Annotated in this window: 19 protein-coding genes; 9 read left to right on the top strand and 10 right to left on the bottom strand. The window is 33.3% G+C overall.

Annotated elements, in window-relative coordinates:
• The first annotated feature begins 69 nt into the window (after positions 1 to 69).
• Positions 70 to 1,455 (top strand): cytochrome c biogenesis protein ResB, encoded by a 1,386-nt coding sequence (locus D1818_RS23085; protein ID WP_233558608.1) that lies wholly within the window; start codon positions 70 to 72, stop codon positions 1,453 to 1,455.
• A complete protein-coding gene (locus D1818_RS23080; RefSeq protein WP_233558609.1) occupies positions 1,452 to 3,230 on the top strand; it encodes a cytochrome c biogenesis protein in 1,779 nt (592 codons plus the stop codon). The genes D1818_RS23085 and D1818_RS23080 overlap by 4 nt, the downstream gene beginning before the upstream one ends.
• A gap of 297 nt (positions 3,231 to 3,527) precedes the next feature.
• Here the strand turns inward: D1818_RS23080 and D1818_RS23075 are convergent, their stop codons facing one another.
• The 7 genes from D1818_RS23075 to D1818_RS23045 form a co-directional block, all read right to left on the bottom strand.
• Entirely contained in the window at positions 3,528 to 3,854 is a 327-nt protein-coding gene (locus tag D1818_RS23075) for a hypothetical protein (protein WP_118462301.1), read from the bottom strand.
• Between the two features lie 89 nt (positions 3,855 to 3,943).
• Entirely contained in the window at positions 3,944 to 4,273 is a 330-nt protein-coding gene (locus D1818_RS23070; RefSeq protein ID WP_118462298.1) for a hypothetical protein, read from the bottom strand.
• Between the two features lie 561 nt (positions 4,274 to 4,834).
• Entirely contained in the window at positions 4,835 to 5,659 is an 825-nt protein-coding gene (locus tag D1818_RS23065) for an ABC transporter ATP-binding protein (protein ID WP_118462296.1), read from the bottom strand.
• Between the two features lie 11 nt (positions 5,660 to 5,670).
• Positions 5,671 to 6,534, bottom strand: coding sequence for an ABC transporter ATP-binding protein (locus D1818_RS23060; protein WP_199726294.1), 864 nt, complete (start codon positions 6,532 to 6,534; stop codon positions 5,671 to 5,673).
• A 10-nt stretch (positions 6,535 to 6,544) separates the two neighbouring features.
• Positions 6,545 to 7,642, bottom strand: a complete 1,098-nt coding sequence (locus D1818_RS23055; protein ID WP_118462292.1) for an ABC transporter permease — start codon at positions 7,640 to 7,642, stop codon at positions 6,545 to 6,547.
• A 123-nt stretch (positions 7,643 to 7,765) separates the two neighbouring features.
• Entirely contained in the window at positions 7,766 to 9,172 is a 1,407-nt protein-coding gene (locus D1818_RS23050) for a CmpA/NrtA family ABC transporter substrate-binding protein (RefSeq protein WP_118462290.1), read from the bottom strand.
• A gap of 459 nt (positions 9,173 to 9,631) precedes the next feature.
• Positions 9,632 to 11,032 (bottom strand): MFS transporter, encoded by a 1,401-nt coding sequence (locus D1818_RS23045; RefSeq protein ID WP_118462288.1) that lies wholly within the window; start codon positions 11,030 to 11,032, stop codon positions 9,632 to 9,634.
• Between the two features lie 438 nt (positions 11,033 to 11,470).
• Here D1818_RS23045 and D1818_RS23040 point away from each other — a divergent pair, with 438 nt between their 5' ends.
• Positions 11,471 to 12,304, top strand: coding sequence for a type IV pili methyl-accepting chemotaxis transducer N-terminal domain-containing protein (locus D1818_RS23040; RefSeq protein WP_118462286.1), 834 nt, complete (start codon positions 11,471 to 11,473; stop codon positions 12,302 to 12,304).
• A gap of 14 nt (positions 12,305 to 12,318) precedes the next feature.
• Here D1818_RS23040 and D1818_RS23035 read toward each other — a convergent pair whose 3' ends face one another.
• On the bottom strand, positions 12,319 to 13,005 hold the full coding sequence (locus D1818_RS23035) for a response regulator transcription factor (RefSeq protein WP_118462284.1): 687 nt from the start codon (positions 13,003 to 13,005) through the stop codon (positions 12,319 to 12,321).
• Between the two features lie 250 nt (positions 13,006 to 13,255).
• Here D1818_RS23035 and D1818_RS23030 point away from each other — a divergent pair, with 250 nt between their 5' ends.
• The 6 genes from D1818_RS23030 (at position 13,256) to D1818_RS23005 (ending at position 20,559) form a co-directional block, all read left to right on the top strand.
• Positions 13,256 to 14,590: an alginate export family protein gene (locus D1818_RS23030; protein WP_118462282.1), complete on the top strand. Its 1,335-nt coding sequence runs from the start codon at positions 13,256 to 13,258 to the stop codon at positions 14,588 to 14,590.
• Positions 14,591 to 14,749: 159 nt separating this feature from the next.
• The gene (nirB, locus tag D1818_RS23025) at positions 14,750 to 17,269 is read left to right on the top strand and encodes a nitrite reductase large subunit NirB (RefSeq protein ID WP_118462280.1); all 2,520 of its coding nucleotides are present in this window, start codon (positions 14,750 to 14,752) and stop codon (positions 17,267 to 17,269) included.
• A gap of 26 nt (positions 17,270 to 17,295) precedes the next feature.
• On the top strand, positions 17,296 to 17,673 hold the full coding sequence (gene nirD / locus D1818_RS23020) for a nitrite reductase small subunit NirD (RefSeq protein WP_118462277.1): 378 nt from the start codon (positions 17,296 to 17,298) through the stop codon (positions 17,671 to 17,673).
• 56 nt (positions 17,674 to 17,729) lie between these two features.
• Positions 17,730 to 18,314, top strand: coding sequence for a DUF4202 domain-containing protein (locus D1818_RS23015; RefSeq protein WP_118462274.1), 585 nt, complete (start codon positions 17,730 to 17,732; stop codon positions 18,312 to 18,314).
• A gap of 10 nt (positions 18,315 to 18,324) precedes the next feature.
• Positions 18,325 to 20,136, top strand: coding sequence for an ATP-binding protein (locus tag D1818_RS23010; RefSeq protein ID WP_158596936.1), 1,812 nt, complete (start codon positions 18,325 to 18,327; stop codon positions 20,134 to 20,136).
• Positions 20,137 to 20,184: 48 nt separating this feature from the next.
• On the top strand, positions 20,185 to 20,559 hold the full coding sequence (locus tag D1818_RS23005; RefSeq protein WP_118462270.1) for a hypothetical protein: 375 nt from the start codon (positions 20,185 to 20,187) through the stop codon (positions 20,557 to 20,559).
• A gap of 29 nt (positions 20,560 to 20,588) precedes the next feature.
• On the opposite strand, the gene D1818_RS23000 is transcribed toward D1818_RS23005, so the two are convergent.
• Together D1818_RS23000 and gap are read right to left on the bottom strand one after the other, a co-directional pair.
• The gene (locus D1818_RS23000; RefSeq protein WP_118462268.1) at positions 20,589 to 21,458 is read right to left on the bottom strand and encodes a BadF/BadG/BcrA/BcrD ATPase family protein; all 870 of its coding nucleotides are present in this window, start codon (positions 21,456 to 21,458) and stop codon (positions 20,589 to 20,591) included.
• A 90-nt stretch (positions 21,459 to 21,548) separates the two neighbouring features.
• Entirely contained in the window at positions 21,549 to 22,550 is a 1,002-nt protein-coding gene (gene gap / locus D1818_RS22995; RefSeq protein WP_118462266.1) for a type I glyceraldehyde-3-phosphate dehydrogenase, read from the bottom strand.
• Positions 22,551 to 22,561 lie beyond the last annotated feature (11 nt).

The following is a 22,561-nucleotide window of genomic DNA, read 5'->3' as shown; positions in this document are numbered from 1 at the left end:
CTCATTTATATTCAAAAAAAACAGAATACATAGAATAAAAGAGAGAGAATATTTAAAAAGGGAAAGCCATTGAAACACATATTAAAAATACTGTTTTCTAATCGCACAAGCGGAATACTATTACTTGTATTTGCTGTTACTATGGCTATTGCAACTTTTATCGAGAACGACTACGGAACTGAAACCTCCAAAGCACTCGTTTACAATGCGAAATGGTTCGAAATATTAGTACTTCTTCTTGCTTTCAATTTTCTGGGCAATATTGCCAAATACAATCTTTTTAGCTGGGAAAAAGCACCTGTTTTTTTATTTCATATAGCATTTATTATAATTATTCTAGGTTCTGGAATCACTAGATATAGAGGCTACGAAGCATTAATGACCATAAAAGAAGAGACTGCCAGTAACAGAATGATCTCTATAGATAGCTATCTCCAACTGGAGGCAGGTAACGGTTCAGTTAATAAGAATTTTTCTAGCAATCCAATTTTCATGAGCGAACTTGGACTCAATACTATTAGTGAGAATTACGATTTTGAAAATAAAAATATTAAGGTTAACCTAAAAAAATACATCCCTAGAGCACATTATCGTCTGAAAGATACTATTAAAGGGGCAACCTATCTACACATTGTAATTGCTGATAATGATGATAGAAAGGATTTTTACATCAAAAAAGGAGCACGAGAAACAATTTATGGAATCCCAATTGCTTTTGAAAGCTCACACAAATCAAAGAAAGATATTTTCATTACCAAAAACAATGACACTTGGTTAGCATCATTCCCAGAAGACACAAATTACTTTTCTATGATACTAAACAAAGCCAGTTTTTACCCCAAAGACACTCTTGTACCATTACAATTTAAAGCACTGAGTGAAATCAACAATGTACCCATAGTTTTTAACCAAATATCAGAAAACCACTATTTAGAAATCATTTCAAAGGAAAAAGATCCAGAAATTAAAAACCCAGAAGCCGCTATCATAATATCCTTAGAGTCGGGTAAAGAAACAAAAGAAATCACATTATTTGGAGGTCCAGGATACATGAACCCTTATAGCACTTTATTCATAAATGGCATTCATATAAACCTTCGATATGGCTCCAAACCAATTAAACTCCCTTTCTCTATCTTTTTAAAAGATTTTATACTAGAGCGATATCCAGGATCTAATAGTCCATCAGCTTTTTACAGCAATGTAGAAATTCAAGAAAAAAACAGGTTCTTTGACTACACTATTTTCATGAATAATGTCCTGAATCATAAAGGGTATCGCTTTTTTCAATCCGCATATCTTCCTGATGAAAGCGGCACTATTCTTTCTGTAAATCATGATTATTGGGGAACCTTCACCACCTATCTTGGTTATGCATTATTGGCACTTGGAATGTTATTAAGTCTATGTTGGAAAAGTTCTCATTTCGGATTAACACTAAAACTATTACGTTGAAAAAAAACATCCTATTTAGGGTTTTAAGCCTTCTATTGCTTTTTGCAAACCAAGTACAAGCGCAACAATTACATCACTTAGAACCTTATGAGTTAATTAGCAGACAACTTATTGACATTACTCATGCAAAGAAATTTGCCACTGTTCAGGTTCAAGACTTTCAAGGAAGAATAAAGCCAATTAGCACATTATCATTAGAATTGATCAGAAAAATTCATGGCAAAAGCAGCTTTAGTTATATTGACAAAGAAAACAAAAAGCAAAAACTTACCCCTACCCAAATATTCTTGGGTATGCAGTATAAGCCAGATTCATGGCAACTGATAGAATTCATTAAAATTGAAAAAAAAACAATTAATAGTCTAAAAGAATTAATTGACATCAACACCTTAGGACACACAAGTGCTTCACAATTTTTCGATTTCCAGGGTAACTATAAACTTGAATCTTTAGTTAATAAAGCCTATGCAAAAGCTCCGGGAAAACGTTCAGTTTTTGACAAAGATGTTATTAAAATCGATGAACGCATCAATATTATTTGGGGGATCTTTAATGGACAATTTCTTAAGATTTTTCCTAAAAAAGATGATGCATCTTTGAAATGGTATGCGCCAATAGATAAAGAAGTAACATTCAATGAAGATGATCAACTTTTTTATTCAAAAATCATACCTACCTACTTTACAAACCTTACCATTGGAACTAAAAATGGAGATTGGCAAAAATCAGATGAAACTATTGAGTTAATTAAAAGCTTCCAGAAAAATCAAGGAGCAACGGTGATCTTATCGGACACAAAAGTAAGTTTAGAGATATGGTTTAACAACAATCCAATATTTTTGTGGTGCCTAATCGGATATACGTGTCTAGGAATATTATTAGTACTCCTTAGTTTCCTAATAACATTTAAGCCAAACAACAATCCTTTAAAAAAAGTCATTGACGGCACCCTCTTTTTGATATTCATTCTATTCATCTTACAAGGCTTTGGCATTATATTGCGATGGTACATTTCGGGACATGCGCCATGGAGTAATGGTTACGAAGCAAGTATATTTATCGCGTGGATAGGAATGTTTGCAGGGCTCATTTTTCACAAAAAAAGCTCGTTTGCCCCTGCTGCCTCATCAATATTAGCTATCTGTTTGATTGGCATTGCTCACGGAAGCCTAATGAATCCAGAGATTACTAATTTAGTTCCTGTGCTAAAATCATACTGGTTATTAATTCACGTAGCGATCATAACTGGCAGCTATGGTTTTTTAGCCTTAGGATCTCTTCTTTCATTAATTTCGCTATTACTAATGTGCATTAATTCCTTTTCTAAGTATACAGAGACAGAAAATACAATAAAAAAACTTACTAATATCAATCAAATCACCAGTACAATTGGCCTATATATGCTAACTATCGGGACCTTTCTGGGAGGTATTTGGGCAAATGAATCCTGGGGAAGATATTGGGGTTGGGACCCTAAAGAGACTTGGGCTTTGATAAGTATTATCATCTATTCCTTTGTACTTCACATAAGAATTATAATTCCCAAAAACTACCTATATATTTACAATGTGTGTAGTTTATTCGCTTTAGGAAGCCTCATTATGACTTTTTTTGGAGTAAACTATTACTTATCAGGATTACATTCTTATGCAAAAGGAGATCCCTTTCCTATTCCTTACTGGATATACATCATCATCCCCATAGCCTGTATTATTTCGATAATACCTCTAGTAAAAAAAAGCACTCTAAAAAAAGCCGGTTACGACTTCTCGTAACCGGCAACACAAGAAACACTTAAAGCTACTAGTCTTTAAGGTTTCAAACACTAAATTATTTAGGATAAAACCCTATATGTTTTCATAAACACTAATGTAAACACTTTACTATCAAATAAGCAAAAGTAGTTTCTTTATAAAAATGCATAATTTATTATCTAATTGAGTTTAAAAAAACCATACCTAAAGAAACAAGCTCTGCTTGTTCAAATATTAGACTAAATATACCAATATTCAACAAACAGAGCTTATAACTTGTTCCTTTTTGGAAAAATTTATGAACTATAACGTTACAGTCTAGGCTGCTTTTTCAATTTTTCTCAATAAACCGATTTCTATATACTCTTTTATTTTATCAGCTTTTTTAATTTTCCCAGTATCAATTGGTATCCATCCATCAATTTTAATCATGTCATTAGGATTGCTACTAAAAAACATTTCATACTCATACGCATCCGAATTATTATTTACTCCATATGACTCTGGACTATTTTTGACTTTATTAGTAATACGTTTTTTTACGATTTCTATTTTAGATGCAAAATTCAGATTACCTGTATCTCTGCTTACTTCTACTTCTAAAAACTCTGTAATAGCTTCGGTAATTAATTCATTTACTTTCATTGTTCGTGTTATTTTTGGGTTAATACTTATCTAATTATGAAATTGACTTAGCAAAACATACTCTTAACAAAACCAATAACTAATGTTTGTTAGCTTAAAGAGCTTCCTATCCTCCTAAGCAATCCAATTTCTATATATTCGTCTATTTTATCAGCTTTTTCAATCCTACTAGTATCAATAGGTATCCATCCATCAATTTTAATCATGTCATTAGGATTACTACTAAAAAACATTTCATACTCATATCCTTCTACACCGTTAACCATACCATAAGCATCAGGGCTATTTTTGACTTTATTGGTAATACGCTTTTTTACGATTTCTATTTTGGAAGAGAAATCAAGATTTCCGGTATCCCGGTGTACCTCAACATCTAAAAATTCTGTAATTGATACCATTATCAACTCTTCTATATTCATACTCCTTTTTTTAAAAAATTCTTTCTCTAAACAACTATCCCTAATTTTTATAGGGTTATTTCATCAAAAAATGTAATTTATCATAAAGTAACCCTATAAAAACGATACAAATCTATACATAAAACACATAAAAAAGCAAATGACCCCTAAAAAATTAGAGGTTCATACTAAATTATTACATTTTAACAAAAAAACGTTTAGTTAAATTATTTTTTTTGCAATTTGAATTAGCGAAATTTTAATATTTAGTAAGTTTAATAGTTATAAAACAGTCTTATTTAACCCTATTTATGCATTAGAACCTCGTAATGAAGCTGGGAGATACAATAAATACAACAGTTTTCTTAATTTTAGCATAGCATCGCTATGGTTACATTAAAAAACTAAGCAAAGGCGATTGTATTTGAAGTAGTTCCCAGATATAATAGATTTTTTAATGCATAAACCGTGTTTAAGCAGTATTAACAAAAACCGATAAACAGAAACACCTTATACTGTCATTTATACCTAAACAACAATATAAGGTGTATACTAAGAATTGAATATTTCCTTTACAAAATTCTAATGCTCAAGAAAATTTATCAAATGTTCCCTGTATTTATAATAGTCGGGATGCTCCAAAACATCTTTTCTTAAACGAGGTCGTTCAAAATCGATTTCCAGTATATCTCCAACTTTTGCTCTTGGCCCACTTGTCATCATAATCACCCTATCTGCTAGAAAAATAGACTCGTCAACGTCGTGAGTAATCATGATAGCAGTAATTTTTTCTTGATTCCAAACCTCTATCAACACATCTTGCAATTCTCCTCTCGTAAGAGAATCTAACATTCCGAATGGCTCATCTAATAACAATACCTTTGGCTTCAGTGCAAATGCTCTAGCAATTCCAACACGTTGTTGCATCCCTTGAGACAATTCCTTTGCCTTCTTATACATGGCATCTTCCAAACCTACTTTTGATAGATAATATTTCACAATATCATCTCTATCTTTTTTCGTTCCGTGTCCAAATACCTGTTTAACACCCAACATCACATTATCATATGCGGTCATCCAGGGCAACAAACTAGGAGACTGGAATATAACTCCTCGATCAGGCCCAGGACCTCTAATTGTTTGATTATCCGCTACAATTGTTCCTCTAGAAATAGGATTAAGTCCAGCAATCATAGTGAGCAATGTAGATTTACCACAACCTGAGTGACCAATAATAGAGATAAACTCTTCATGTTTTACTTTTAAATCAAGATCGTCTAAAACTACATAATCTCCTTTAGGTGTTGGATAGATTTTAGTCAACTGAGAAATATCTAACATATACTTATCCTCAAACAATCCATTATGTATTCTTCTTACCTCTTTTAATTCTTTCAATGTTTCCATTTTACTATGTTTTAGCTAAAACTCATTCTCCCAAAAGGTGTAACTTTAACTCTGGGTTTGATATCAGGCAACACGTAATTGCTTTGTTTTTTAGAAGCTCTTTGCTCTCCTATTTGAATAAGATATTCCATAATACCATTACGGAGTTGCTTATAGTCTTCATTATGATTAAGCGCTGCTTTATCTCTGGGCCGCTCCAGATTGATTTTATACTCAGGTCCAAGTGTAGCTTTCGGACCAGGCTTCAATGGAATGATCCGATCTGCCATTAAAATCCCTTCATCAACATCATTAGTAATCAATAAGGCCGTCTTCTTATCCTTGTTCCAGATATTAAGAATTTCCTCTTGTAAGTTCCCTCTAGTTAAAGCATCTAATGCACTCAGCGGCTCATCCATCAAAATCACATCAGGACTCATTGATAAAGCTCTAGTAACAGATACGCGTTGTCGCATACCTCCTGAAAGTTCTTTAGGTAATTTACCAATAGCAGGCGAAAGATTTACCATCTCGACATAATCCTCTACACGTTTACTTCTATTTTTTTTGGACATTTTCTTAAATGCCTCCTTCACTGCCATACCTACATTATTACGAACATTCAACCAAGGTAATAGTGAGTAATTCTGAAAAATCACTCCTCTCTCGTGACTAGGCCCTGTAACCGGCTCTCCTTTAAATAAAACCTGACCTTCATCAGGCATTAACAAACCAGATATAAGATTTATTAACGTAGTTTTTCCACTACCAGTAAAACCAACAATGGCAACAAATTCTCCTTCTTCAATTTCCAAATTAATATTAGACAATACTTGTGTACGATCTTTTCCGGTTCCAAAAGATTTGGATACATTTCTTAATTCTATATATGCCATAATCTATGTTTTAAGCTGTTTCTTCTGTAAAAGTGACAAACTTTTGTATCGTTAACATGATGCGATCTAATAAAAACCCTATAATACCGATTACAAACATCGCTACGATAATTTTAGAGTTTGAGTCATTTGCTCCATTCTGAAATTCCTCCCAAACAAAAGAACCTAATCCCGGACTTTGTGCTAACAACTCTATAGCAATTAATACCATCCAAGCTACTGATAAAGTAATTCTCAAACCTGTAAATATTAAAGGAAATGAAGATGGTAAAATAATCTTAAACACTTTTTGCGCAACACTCAACTGAAGCACCTTAGCTACATTTATATAATCTTTATCAACTGAAGACACTCCCATACTTGTGTTCACCAGTGTTGCCCACATAGAACATAATCCAACACTTATAAATGAGATAATAAAGGAACTATCAGAGTCAGAACCACGAGTCAATGTTTTCACAATCATAAACACCAATAACAACCAAACAACTGGAGAAACCGGCTTAAATATCTGAATCAACCAGTTTACAGATGATCTGAGTGTCTTACTTAATCCTAACATAATTCCAATAGGAACCGCAATGAATAAGGCTAACAAAAATCCTGCAAACACTGTTTTAAGACTTGTAAATATTTGATCTACAAATGATGGCCTTCCGGTATATGTAATTTGCGCTAATCCTTGTGCTTCTCTTTGTGCGTTTGTTGTAGCTACTTTCTCCGCGAAAGCTGTCTTTTTATCGGATATAATCACATGATCTGCCAAAAGTGACTCATAAGCAGTCCAAACTTGGGCCGGTGATGGTAATGTATTAGGCTGACAACTTATATCACCTGATTCAATACACGTACGCATCTCTAACGCTGCAGCTTCTCCTTGATCCGTTAAGGCCTTTTCGATTCGAGCATCTTTTTCTAAATTATATAGATATGTAGCACCAGAATGCCATAACACCAAAAACAATCCTACTGACAATAATGGCAGTAATACTTTTTTAAATAAAGCAATTAAATTCTTCTTTATTTCCTCACCAGTAGCCAACCTTATGGCTGGTTCAAAAAAACCTAATCCTACAAAATTGAGAATATGTATAGACCTATCTTTCATTTTATTTCTTTTAAAACTTATTCTCTCCAGTCATTTAAAACACATCATTTTCTGCACTAGAGATATTAGATTACTTTGCTTGTTTTTCGCTAGAAGGAGAAACAAAAAGAGAATACTCTCTTTTTATTTCTCAATACTTGAAACACCTTCCGTATTTTCTTTATTTCCAATACCAAAACTATTGATGTACCCTATTGGATCTTTAGCATCATATTTATTTCCATCAATAAAATCAGTAGTTGCTGGTTTATAACCATCTGTTTTAGGTAACTCTGAAGCCTCAAGATGACCTTCATCAACTAAGAGTTTAGCCGCTTTTTTCCAAATATCAGGACGATAGATATCTTTAATCGTTTTATCATACCAAGCTGCAGGCTTACTATCAGGAATTTGTCCCCATCGTCTCATTTGAGTCAGAAACCATATACCATCAGAATAGAAAGGATATGTAGCATCGTGTCTATAGAATACATTAAAGTCCGGCATTTCTCTTTTATCTCCTTTTTCGAACTCAAAAGTACCTGTCATAGAATTTGCTAATACCACTTCATCTGCTCCAACATATTCTGGCATTGATAATATTTTCACTGCCTCTGGACGATTACCAGGAGTATCTAACCATTTACCTGCTCTAATCAATGCTTTAGTTACAGCAGTTGCAGTATTAGGATATTGCTCCACAAACTTCTTAGTCATTACAAACACTTTCTCCGGATTGTTTTTCCAGATATCATAATTAGTAACCACAGGAACACCAATTCCTTTAAAAACCGCTTGTTGATTCCAGGGCTCTCCCACGCAGTATCCATATATTGTACCAGCCTCTAGAGTTGCAGGCATTTGTGGTGGTGGAGTTACAGAAAGTAATACATCTGCATCAATTTGCCCTTGAATATTATCTTTAGAATACATACCAGGATTGATACCTGCTGCAGCTAACCAATATCTTATTTCATAGTTATGCGTAGATACCGGAAATACCATCCCCATTTTAAAAGCCTTTCCATCATTTTTATAAGATTCTATTACCGGCTTCAATGCGTCGGCGGAAATAGGATGAATTGGTTTTCCATCTTCACCTTTTGGAACATTAGACTTCATTTTAGACCAAACATCATTAGATACCGTTATACCATTACCGTTTAAATCCATGGAAAAAGGAGTTACTAATTCTGCTTGTCTACCAAAACCTGCCCCAGCTGCAATAGGCTGACCTGCTAACATATGAGAACCATCCAACTGTCCATCGATAACACGATCCAATACATTTTTCCAATTTGATTGAGCCTCTACAGAAACAAACAACCCTTCTTCTTCAAAAAAGCCTTTTTCTTTAGCTATTGCCAAAGGAGCCATATCTGTCAACTTTATAAAACCAAAAGTTAATTGTGGTTTCTCTATAGTTAACTTTGATGTCTCTTCTTCTAGACTTGCATCACTTGATGCAATTTCTTTTTTCTTTTCTCCTGCACAGGACATCAATGTAAAAACCGTGAGTACTGCTATAATTTTAAAATTAAGTTTTATCATAATTTACTTTTTTTATTATTCAGCTAATAGAATAAAACAAAATTAAGTATTTATACTTAATTATACATATACAAATACGTATTTAACTAAGTATTTTTGATTTATAAAAAATAGTAGGCAAATATTATTTTGTAGAAAAAATTAACCACTTATTTTTAAGAGAATGACAATACCCAAGAAAAAAAAACAACAAAGCTCTTAAAAATCAGCACTCTAAAAACATAAATAATCAAGAAAAGAATCAAAAAACGACCAATATTATTCAATAGACTTTACTATAAATAACTAAAATGTTTTTTTACAATTACCTATAAACTACGTACTAAATGAATTCTGATTCCACATTTATTCAACCGATATGAATTTAATTTACCCTTAACAAAACAAAAAGGCTTTTATATAGATTGTTTTCTCATCTATATAAAAGCCTTTTTGTTTTAATATAAACTGTATAAAACCTTAGCTTGTCACAGCAACACCTTTTATCTCATGCTCTATAGCTTTTTCATCTTCCGTAGAAAATTTTATTGTTAATGAAACAATTGCCGTTAGAACTACAAAACCTCCTATTAAAAAATATCCTTCAGACACCGCTTCTGAAGAAGCAATAGCCTGAGCCGCATCCATCGCTTCTTGTCCTAGATTCTGATTCTTTGAAATAGCCATTTTCTCAGCTACTGCGGATTTAGACTTCAATACCATTGCAGCCACAAAAGCCCCTACATTTCCTCCAGCTCCTACAATTCCAGAAATAGACCCTATTGCCTTTTTATTAATAAAAGGAACAACAGAAAACGTAGCTCCCTCGGCCATCTGAACAGTTAAACTAAAACCTACCAAAAAGACAATTCCAAACGCTAATCCACTCATTCCTGAAAATAAAGAGAGCATAAGCCCTTCTACTGCAAGAATGACTGCTAAAAACAACACACGACCTCGCAATCCCTTTAGTTTTCCGAATTTATCTCCAAAAAAACCACCTAGTGTTCTTGCGAAAATATTCATTAAAGCAAAGGAAAGAACTAAATTACCCGCTGTAGCCCTCTCCAAACCAAACGTATTCTGAAGATAATCATCCATAGTACCATAAACAGTTAACTCCATACCAAAACAAGCAGCATACACTACAAAAAGAATCCAAACTCTATAATCCTTAATAGCGGACAAAAAACTAATTTCATCTTTTTTTGATTGAGGCAAAGCTCCTTTAGCTTTTAATTCTTTATAATTTCCGTTTGGAGTGTCCTGTGTAAAAAAGTAATACACAATCCCCATTAAAAAACAAACGATACCAGCAACCACCATACAATATCTCCAGGCTTCCGTCTCTGCCATACCAAAACTCACCACTGCAGCTGCTATAAGAGGCATACCTAACCTATTTGCTCCACCACCAAGATTACCCCATCCGGCAGAAGTTGCATTAGCTGTACCCACTATATTCGAAGCAAACATAATAGATGTGTGAAATTGTGTTATTACAAATGACGCACCTATAAACCCAATAAAAAGTCTACACAGAATAAACTGTAACGGAGTCTGAACCAAGCCTAACAAGATTACAGGGATAGCACCAAACATCAATAACCAAGTATAGCATATACGAGGTCCATATTTATCACATAATTTACCTATTAAAAGTCTAGCGAAAACTGTTCCTGTAACAGCTACAATTATAGAGTTCCATTTTTGATCTGGTGTCAAACCTAAATCCCTAATCACATCAGGCATAAAAGGAACAATACCAAACCAAGCAAAAAAGCATAAGAAAAAAGCTATTGAAGTTATCCAGAAAGTTCGAATTGGCAGACTCTTTAAGTTTAAAAGATTTAATGTTGTAGATCTTCCTAAGACATCCATAGTACAAATTGTTTTGATGTTAAAATTTTAGTTAATTCATAAATAACATGTCAAAACTAAGTATAAACACTTATTAAAAATAAATTTTAATCAAAAAAATAAGTATTTAAAACTTTAATTACGTATTTGTTAATTTTAAAACCTGATAATTACAAGATTAATAATAAAACTCTCTTAGATCCCGATTTTCATCTTAAACAATTATTAAACAGACCAATAACTTTTTAAACACACTATGATTATGGCTTTACCATAAATCGATTAAAAGTCAAAAAACCTCGTTCTAAAACTAAGTATCAAATATTTGGTTTTGTCAAAAAAAAGTAAGTATTTTGAAGAAAAGACCCCTATTAAGCGTAGATATTTTCCCTCATAATGAATTAGTATTAATCCCAATTTAATACATACAATCCCTATAAATAATTTAAAAACTTACTTATGAAAAAGAAGAAAACAAACACTTTACTAATTATTTCTGTAATCCTTTTTACGTGTAATATTATATCTTCTCAGTCAAACAATTTCGGCGCCATTACTTATGGAAAAGCAATAAATATATCTGGAAAACAACGAATGTTATCTCAGAAAATGTCTAAAGCCTATTTATTACTTGCGAAAGGAATAAGTGATGCTGCTATAAAGAAAGAGTTAAATTCTAGTAAATTTATTTTTGAAAAGCAGTTACAAATATTAACGAAAAATGCATCCAGCTCATCAGTTAAGTTATCCATAAAAAAGGTAGAGCAATTATGGAGTGTTTTCAAAGAAGTTATTACAAGTACACCAAACCCTCAAAATTGTCTAAGAATAATGAAAATGAATACATCGTTGCTAAAAGCATGTAATGATGTCGTTGTCAGTATTGAAAACAACTTCAGTTATAACAACCAATTTTTCCAAAACAAAAATAAAGAATTGGTAAACACAATAAATGTATCAGGAAAACAACGAATGCTTTCTCAAAGACTATGTTTATATTACACAGCCTCTACAATGTTCACAGAAGAAAGTGATGAATACAGAAAAGTTTTAACTAGTGTATACACAGAGTTCGACACTGTAATCGGAAACTTATTAATTAGTAGTTATAACAGTACTGAAATCGAAGAAGAACTAGGGTCCATTATGGGGTTATGGGAGAAATTCCAAACAAATCCGAAAGGCTTATTCAATGGAGAATTTCAATTACAAGAAATATTTTCAACCACTAATCAGTTAACCAAATCATTTAATAAAATTACTGGCCTTTACGAAAGTATTTCTAATGATTAGGTAAAAAAATAAGGTCAGGAAATCATATTATATTTTCTGGCCTTATTACTAAGTTCCAGCACATTTTTAACTCCCATTTTTTTCATCAAATTAAAGCGATGCACTTCTGTAGTCCTTTTGCTTATATCCAGTTCTGCTGCGATATCCTTATTAGTCATACCCGAAACAGCCAACTTTAGTATTTGATTTTCTCTTTTTGTAAGATCAAACGGATTATTATTTAAGCTCACACTCTCTTTGGTTAATTGAACTACTTCCTTCACTTTAGTCTCATTCTCTTCACCTTTAAGTAAATTTTTAACCAATATTGAAGACACATCTCCACTAAAATACTTATTTCCTTTACTTACTGTTGATAACGCTTTAAGAAACTCTTCTTTACTGGCATCCTTCAACAAATATCCGTCAGCTCCAGCATTTATAGATTGTAGAATATATTCATCAGAATCGTGCATCGATAACATAATGGTTTTAGCTGACACCGATAAAGCAGTAAGTTGCTCTACTGTCTCTATACCTGACATTTCGGGCATTCTTATATCACAGATAACAATATCTGGTTGCAGAGACTGAACTAAAGCTATAGCTTCGCGCCCATCAGATGCTTCACCAATCACCTCATATTGATTTTCATCTTCCAAAAGCGAGCGGATACCATCTCTTACCAAAAAATGATCATCTACCAATACAATACTTACCATATTTCTTAACAAATAATTAAACTGATCTTAACACCAAAGTCATCAAATATAGGAATAATTCAAAAATAGCTTTGCAAAATTAATGATCCTAAAATCATAACTAAGTATTTTTATTAAATAAAAATACAAAAAATAAGTATTAATACTTAGATTTGTTATTCAGTTAATGCATCAGCTAATAGGATTAATTGAAAAGAACATAGCAATAGTGTGCATAACGCACTTATGCAACAAACGAAAAACTTAAGAGATGAAAAACAAGTTACATTATGCTATACTACTATTATTAGTGTTAGTATTTAAGGGGAAAGCTCAGGAATTAAGTGTTGATTTAGATTTTAGAGATCGATTTGAATATCGTCACGGATTCAATAGTTTAGTTCCTCAAGGAGCTGATCCTGCAGCTTTTGTACAGCAGAGAGCCAGACTAAAATTCGGATATACTTCCGAAAAATTCAAAGCTCATTTTAGTGTTCAGGATGTTAGAGTATGGGGAGATACCAGACAGATTCTGGATAATGATGCTAATAATAATTTGCAAATTGCAGAAGCCTGGGCGTCTTTGGCTTTTGGAAAAGGTTGGTCTACTAAAGTAGGTCGACAAATGATATCATATGATGATCAGAGAATCTTAGGTGGTTTAGACTGGGCATTACAAGGTCGTTTTCATGATTTAGCTTTAATAAGATATGGAAACGAAAAGATTAAATTGGATCTTGGTTTTGCATTTAGTCAAAATGATCTAGATGCACTTCCTGGTAATCAAACAGGAACTATATATAATGTTACTGGTTTTTTTAGTTATAAAGCTATGGAGTATGCACACCTAACCTGGAAAGCTTCAGAAAAAGCAACGCTTAGCTTTTTAGCATTAAATAATACTTTTCAAAATGTGGTAAATGGAGCCGCTACAGATGGATTCTATCATACACATACATTTGGTACACACTCTAAGTTTAAATTTGGAGGAGTAGGTCTTGCTTTAAATGCTTATCTACAAGCAGGAGAAGGTCCTGACACTAGTGATCCTGCAAGTCCATCCACTGATCTTTCCGCATATTTAGTTGGACTAGAAGCCAATGGAAAAGTTGGTTCTGTTGGTATTGGAGGAGGTTTTGAAATCCAAAGCGGTACAGATCAAGACGAAACGGATGGAAAAAACTATTCTTTCTTTCCTCTTTATGGTACTAATCATAAGTTTAACGGATATATGGATTACTTTTATGTTGGAAACCACGCAAACTCTGTTGGTTTAACTGATATATATGCCAAAGCAAATTTTAAGCTTGGAAAATCCTCTAGCCTTCTTGTAAAAGGACATTACTTCTCATCCGCAGCTACTCTTATTAATGATACTGATGGATCAGAAGCTGACAAATACCTTGGAACTGAAATGGATATCGTATTTACACAAAAATTACTCCCTTATGCATCAGTAAAAGTTGGATATTCTCAAATGTTTGCTGCAGATGGAATGGAGTTTCTAAAAAATCAGCCTAATGCAAGTGGATTACAAAACTGGGGATGGGTTCAGTTAGTTATTAAACCTAATTTCCTTAAATGGAGCCCTAAACCAATACAATAAGTCTCCAATAATAAATTCATAAAAAATCTGCGAAACTAATTTCGCAGGTTTTTTTATGAATTATTTTAAAATTCTCAATTTCTAGCAGTCATAATTACGTAATTCTTATTAAATAAATACGTATTAATACTTAATTTTGAACATATAAATACGTAGCTCATGAAGAAGGTAGTAATAATAGGCAATGGAATGGTAGGTTATAAGTTTTGTGAGAAGTTTGTGGTCTCAGAAAAATTTACCGATTATAAACTTATAGTTTTTGGTGAAGAACCAAGACGTGCATATGACAGAGTACATCTAAGTGAATTTTATGATGGTAAAACTGCAGAAGATTTGAGCATGTCATCGGCTAACTGGTATAAAGACAATAACATTGACCTTCATACATCAGAAATGATTACGGAGATCAATAGAGAAAACAAAACTGTAGCTAATCATCGTGGAGACACATACACTTATGATTACTTAGTATTAGCTACAGGATCTTCTGCATTCGTACCTCCTATTCAGGGTGTTGACAAAGAGGGAGTTTTCGTTTATAGAACTATTGAAGATCTTGAAGCGACAGAAGCTTACGCTAAAAAACTAAAAGCACAAGGAAAAACTGAAGCAGCAGTTCTTGGAGGAGGATTATTAGGGTTAGAAGCTGCAAATGCAGTTAAAAATTTAGGATTAAACGCTCATGTTGTCGAATTCGCTCCAAGGCTTATGCCCAGACAACTGGATAAGGGTGCGAGTGATATGTTACAAGCCAAAATAGAGGACTTAGGTTTAAAAGTTCATCTTTCGAAACAAACACAATTTCTTCAAGGAGAAAAATCCATAGAAGGTTTACAATATGTTGACGATACAGAATTAAAAGTAGATATGCTCGTAGTATCTGCGGGTATTCGTCCTCGCGATGAAGTAGCAAAAGAATGTGGGTTAGAAGTTGGAACTCGCGGTGGTATTATTGTAAATCAAAAAATGCAAACTTCTGACGAAAACATTTATGCTATAGGAGAATGTGCATTGCTAAACAAAATGATATATGGTTTAGTCGCTCCGGGATATGATATGGCAGAAGTCGCTGTACAACAAATTACCGGTGGTAATGCTGAAATGCCGGAATCCATTGATATGTCAACTCAATTAAAACTAATTGGCACCGAAGTAGCAAGCTTTGGCGATGCACTTAATGAAGCAAAAGAAGTAATAGATGAAATTACCTATGAAAATAAACGTAAAGGCATTTATAAAAAAATAAATGTTTCCAAAGACGGTAAAAAACTTTTAGGTGGGATTTTAATTGGTGATTCATCAGATTATAACTCCTTATTCCAAATTTACATTAACGGAATAAAACTTCCGGAAGAACCAGAAGATCTTATATTAGGTAGTCGCGGTGGTGATGGAGGTGGGCTTCTTGGGAATGTTATGGATCTACCCGATGACGCTCAAATCTGTTCTTGTGAAAGTGTTACTAAAGGACAAATTTGTGGTGCTATTGAAAACGGAGAAGCTACAGATGTTGCCGGAGTAATTGGTTGCACAAAAGCTGGTACCGGATGTGGTGGTTGTAAACCTATGGTTACCGATTTAACTAATGCTACTCTAAAATCCTTAGGTATTGAAATAAAAGATGGGGTTTGTGAGCATTTTGAGCTAAGCAGACAGGATTTATATAAAATCATCCAAGTAAAAGGATACACCAAATTTGATGAAGTACTAGACAATCACGGAAACGGAGGTCACGGTTGCGAATTATGTAAACCGCTAATTGCCTCCTTAATGGCTACCATTAATGCAGATACAGCTAATAAAGAATATGCCATTCAGGATTCTAACGATCGCTTTTTGGCAAACATACAGCGAAATGGAACCTATTCTGTAGTACCTAGAGTTCCTGGAGGAGAAATTACACCTGATAAATTAATCGCATTAGGAGAAATTGCTAAAAAGTATGACTTATACACAAAAGTAACTGGTGGTGTCCGTATCGATTTATTTGGCGCAACATTAAATCAATTACCGTTAATATGGAAAGATTTAATTAACAATGGTTTTGAAAGTGGTCATGCGTACGGCAAATCTTTACGTACAGTAAAAACCTGCGTAGGATCAACTTGGTGTCGTTATGGTATGGATGAAAGCGTAAGTTTTGGTATAGAGCTTGAAAATAGATACAGAGGAATTCGTGCTCCTCATAAAATTAAAGGTGGAGTTTCTGGATGTATCCGTGAATGTGCCGAAGCAAGAGGAAAAGATTTTGGTTTAATCGCAGTAGAGGGTGGATGGAACCTATATGTAGGTGGAAACGGTGGAGCAACACCTAGGCATGCTGAATTGTTTGCTGAACAAATTGATAACGAAACCGTGATTAAATACTTAGACCGTTATTTAATGTTCTATATGCGTACTGCAAAACCGTTACAAAGAACAGCAGCTTGGCAAGAACGTCTGGAAGGTGGGTTAGATTATTTAAAAGAAGTAATTATTGACGATAAGTTAGGAATTGCTATGGATTTAGAAAATGAAATGAAAACTTTAGTCAACAAGTTTGAATGTGAATGGACTCAGGCTATCAATGACCCTGAAATAATGAAACGATTTAACCACTTTGTGAATAGTGACGAAGAGGATGACAACATTGTTTTTGTGCCTATGAGAGAACAGAAAATGCCAGAACCTTGGAAATAATAAAATAGCTTATAATTCAAAACAACATGGAAGAAATTCTAACAAAATATAAAACCACTAGATTGGAAGATGTAAAAGTTTGGTTTAAAGCTGCCTCAGTTAATGCTTTCCCAAAAGATGGAGGAGCATGCGTTAAATATAAAGACCTACAAATTGCTGTATTTAACTTTATCAGACTAAACAAATGGTATGCAACCCAAAACTTATCGCCTGAAAAAAATGAAATGGTACTTAGTAGAGGGATGATTGGAGACCATAATGGAGTACCTAAGGTTGCGTGTCCTCTTCATAAAAAAACATTTTCACTAGAAACTGGTGAAAATCTGAATGGAAATCTAACAGCTATTGCAACATATCCAGTAAAAATAGAAGATGATACCGTATTTATTGGTTTCGAAGAATAATATATTTTATTACTAAAAGCCTTACTTTAGCAGGTATTATAATATATATTACTTATATGCTAACCACAAAATTAACCGAAGCATTTTCTCTTTTTGACAATGAAAATGCAAAGGATCCTAATAAAGAAATCGTTAACGGAGAATCTATTTCGAAAGAATTGATCTATGGTCAACGAATGAGCCAAATTCTTAATACTTATACTTCTGAAGCGCCAGAAGTATTACAGTTAGCTGCTAGAGCTCAGCATTTATGCAGATGGGAAATTCCTCGTAACAACTATCCAATGGATCGAGTGGGTTACTTAAAATGGAGGGAAGAGTTAAAAAAGTTTCATGCAGAAAAAGCTTCAGAGATACTTCAAGAAGTAGGATATGAGAAAGAAATCATAGATAGAGTCTCTTTTCTTATACAAAAGAAAAAATTAAAAAAAGATGAGGATACTCAAATATTAGAGGATGTCATCTGCTTAGTATTTCTGGAATTTTATTACTCGGAATTCTACGAAAAACATACCGATGAAAAGGTGATTGATATTTTACAAAAAACCTGGAAAAAAATGTCGGAAAAAGGTCACCAAGCAGCACTAAATTTATCATATACAGAAAAAGGGTTAGATTTGATTAAGCAAGCTATTGCATAATTTATTTGCATTGAACAAGTTAACGTCATTAGATCATCAAACTTTTAATCGCCTAAGTAAGATTTATATTATTGCTTTAGGAGCTATTGCTGTATTTACCATTGGGGCACAATTTTTTATTCAACAATATCTCAGTTCCCAAATTGATGATTCTAAGATTATCAATATTTCTGGTAGACAACGAATGCTTAGTCAAAAATTATCTAAAGAAATTTTACTACTGTCATATATTAAAAACGACAAATCAAAAAAACGATATCTATCAGAATTAGAAACAACAATAGATCTTTGGAAAACATCCCACGAAAGACTTAAAAGATACAATGACTCTATACCTAAAGGAAAAAATGATAGCACAGAAATAAAACGAATGTTTTTGGTTCTACAACCTTATTTCGAAACCATATATGAAAATAGCCTGCAAATACTGTCAATAGCAAAAAAAGATTCCATTAATCCTGAAGTTCTACAACCTCATCTCGAGAGTGTGATTTTTAATGAACCCTTTTTTCTTAAACAAATGGATGCCATTGTGTTTAGATATGAAAAAGATGCTCAAGAAAAAATATCTAGGCTTAAAAAGATAGAATACATACTGTTTTGCTTAATTATTTTAATTCTGATTTTTGAATTTGTCCTTTTATTCAGGCCTGTGGCATTGAGTATCAAAAAAAACATATCTGATCTTCTTTCTTCGCAAAAAGAAGCTACGGATATGGCTTCTAATGCCGAAAAACTAAGAAAAATTCAAAATAAAAATGTACAAGAGTTATTATCACTCACCAAAGCTTTAGATCAGACTTTATTATATGCTCGAGTTAATGAACTAGGTATGGTAAAAAGTCTGGGAGAACGTTTCGGTAAAGTACTAGATATGAATCAAGGATACGATTCAAAAAACCTAGCTGAGCTTATGAATTTAAGTGAGCTGCAAACAAACAGGCTACTTCGACTTATTTCTCAAAATAAAGGAGGTGTTTTTAATGAAGAATTTGAATTTACCTCTAACGATGGCAAAAAGATGTGGTTAGACATTTCCATCCTTAATGTATTTAAAGAATCTGGTAATTCGGAAAGATTGGTGCTTTGCTCTGATATCTCCAAAAGAAAAGAGGCACAGCAAGAAATTGAACGATTAAATGATTTAGAATATCAACAAAAAGAGGAAATACAAAAGTCTAACGCAAGTATGATCGTTGAAGCTCAGGAAGAGGAAAGAAAACGAATTGCGAAAGAGATCCACGATAGCATCGGACAAATGCTCACTGCCTTAAAGTTTAATATTGAGTCGATTAATACTGACAACATTGAAAAGACAAATCAAAAAATTGAAGGGCTCAAAAAACTATCCAAAGATCTGATATTAGGTATCAGAACGGCCACATTTAATCTCACTCCTCCAGAATTAAAAGATTATGGAATTAGTATTGCCCTTCAGAAAATGGCAAAGGAGCTCTCTAAACTGACAGGTAAGAATATTGTTTTTGAAAACAAATCCGATACTGAACCTCGTTTTGATTCTTTAGTAGAAACAAACTTGTATCGAGTAACTCAAGAAGCAGTGAATAATGCCATTAAATATGCAACATCAGATTATATTCTAATTTCCATAAACAGCTCAGAATCAATTTTAAGCATTACCATAGATGATAATGGTCAAGGATTCGATCTTGACAATATTCCAACTAAGCCGAAAAATAATGCAGAAGGTGGAATGGGGCTGTTCTTTATGAAAGAACGTATGAATTATATAAATGGTAGAATCTTTATAAGCTCTACACCTGGAAAAGGCACAAGAATTACCTTAAATTACACCATATAATAAGTAAAATTATATATTTTTGCGCACTATATTCCCCAAAAAAGTAACGTGAAAATACATAAGGAAAATACAAAATACCTAATGAACTGGGATTCCAAAAAAATATGGAAAGAAGAAGTCATTAGTAATGAGTTTGTTAAATATCTCAAGGAGGCTGAAGTTGATAAACTTATATTAAACAAGGATACCCAATTAGGAATTATTTCGGAAAGAGATGTTATTGATTGGATTGAAAAAGAAGAAAATGAAAGTTTCTGGAACGACAGCATGAAACATCATATCTGCGAAAAAATCATCAAAGATGACGATGATTATTTCGTAGGTTGTGATTATGAAGATTTTAAAAGCGGATACTTTTTTGTGGCCAGTTTATGGAAAATGGAAAAAGGAGAAAATTTAATAATATTAGAACATTATCATTAATCACTCCTTTCTTTTCCTGGTATCTATGTCTATACGTTATTTGGTTTCTTTTTCAGCACATCATTTCTGTAGTAATCTATAATACCATCAATTGGTCTTCTTACAATATTTCCTACTGTTAAATGGTATGGCCATACTGCTGCTCTAATAATATCCTCACTAAAATGTGCTATAGACCCAATGAAGTGAACCGGAACATTTTGAGCTTCAGGAAAACACAATACTCTTGTTTCTACAAATTCTTGAATACCTTCTGTAATAATTTTATAAAAATATCCATTACGCTCACTGGTGAAAATAAACTCTGCAAAAGATGCTAGATACGTATTTGGATTTTCTTTTTTATACAAATTCTCTTTTATAGAATCAGAAGATAGATCAAAACGCTTCTCGAATTCTCCAGCAACTTCTGGAGGCATTCTTTTATAGTAGTAATCTCTTATTAACCGTTTTCCAAAATAATTACCACTTGCTTCGTCCATAAGGATATACCCTAAAGAGTCTACTGCCATATGAATATCATCTCCGTCATAATAACAACTATTGGATCCGGTACCCAAAATACAAACAATTCCAGGCTCTGTTGTAGCTGCATATACTGCTGCTACCATGTCTTCTCTAACAAGCACATCTGCATTGACAAAAAAGTCTTCAAATACTTTCTTTAACATAGCCGCTGGCTTTTCGGTGCCACATCCGGCTCCATAAAAGTGAACTGCATCAATTGTTGTGCTATGTGCCGTTAACTCTGCATTAGCACGAACTCTTTTTTCTAGTAAAGACTTCTCAAATACAGCAGGGTTTAATCCTTCTGTACGGGTTTTAAACACAATCTCGCCAGATTCATTTAGAAGAATCCAATCGCATTTAGTGGAACCACCGTCAGCTATTAAAATCATTTGAAAGTTTATTTGTTGTGTGTGTATGTTTGCTAAGAAAAAACCCCGGTTTTTTATCCCAACCGGGGCAATATAATTTATTACTCCTTATTATAGATTACCTACATAAGATGATAGGTCTACCAACTTAGAAGAATATCCATATTCATTATCATACCAAGATACTAACTTAAAGAAGTTATCATTTAATGCAATTCCTGCACCTGCATCAAAAGTAGAAGTATGATCTTCTCCTACAAAATCCTGAGATACTACAGGTTCTTCTGTATATGCTAAAACTCCTTTTAATTCATTTTCTGAGGCTTTTTTAACTACAGCCTTAAGCTCATCATAAGATACGGATTTCTTAGTTTTTACAGTAAGATCTACTACAGAAACATCTGCGGTAGGAACTCTAAATGCCATACCTGTAAGCTTACCATTCAATTCTGGTATCACTTTACCTACAGCCTTAGCAGCACCAGTAGATGAAGGTATAATATTATTTAGAGCAGAACGTCCACCTCTAAAATCCTTTTTTGATGGTGCATCTACTACTGCTTGTGTAGCTGTAGCTGCATGAACTGTAGTCATTAATCCTTCTTCGATTCCGAAGTTATCATTAATCACTTTAGCCAAAGGAGCTAAACAGTTTGTTGTACAAGACGCATTAGAAACAACAGTATCCGTAGCTTTAGCATCCGTATGATTTACTCCCATAACAAACATAGGTGCATCTGCTGATGGTGCAGAGATAACAACTTTTTTAGCACCTGCTTTAAGATGAGCACCTGCTTTGTCTAATGTTGTAAAAATACCTGTACAATCCATTACTACATCAACTCCAACTGCATCCCATTTTAATTCTTCAGGGTTTCTTTCTGCAGTAATACGGATTGCTTTGCCATCTACAACAAGACTTCCGTTTTCTACAGCTATTGTACCGTCATATTTTCCGTGTACGGAATCATACTCTAATAAATAAGCTAAATGATTTACATCTAACAAATCGTTAATAGCTACTATCTCTACATTCTCGCGTTTAGAAGCAATTCTAAAAGCGATTCTTCCAATTCTACCGAAACCGTTAATTCCAATTTTTAACGTACTCATATTTAATAATT

It is taken from the genome of Aquimarina sp. BL5, assembly GCF_003443675.1.
Lineage (GTDB): Bacteria > Bacteroidota > Bacteroidia > Flavobacteriales > Flavobacteriaceae > Aquimarina.
Note: the sequence above shows the minus strand (reverse complement) of the source record. Positions and strands in the feature narration are given on the sequence as shown.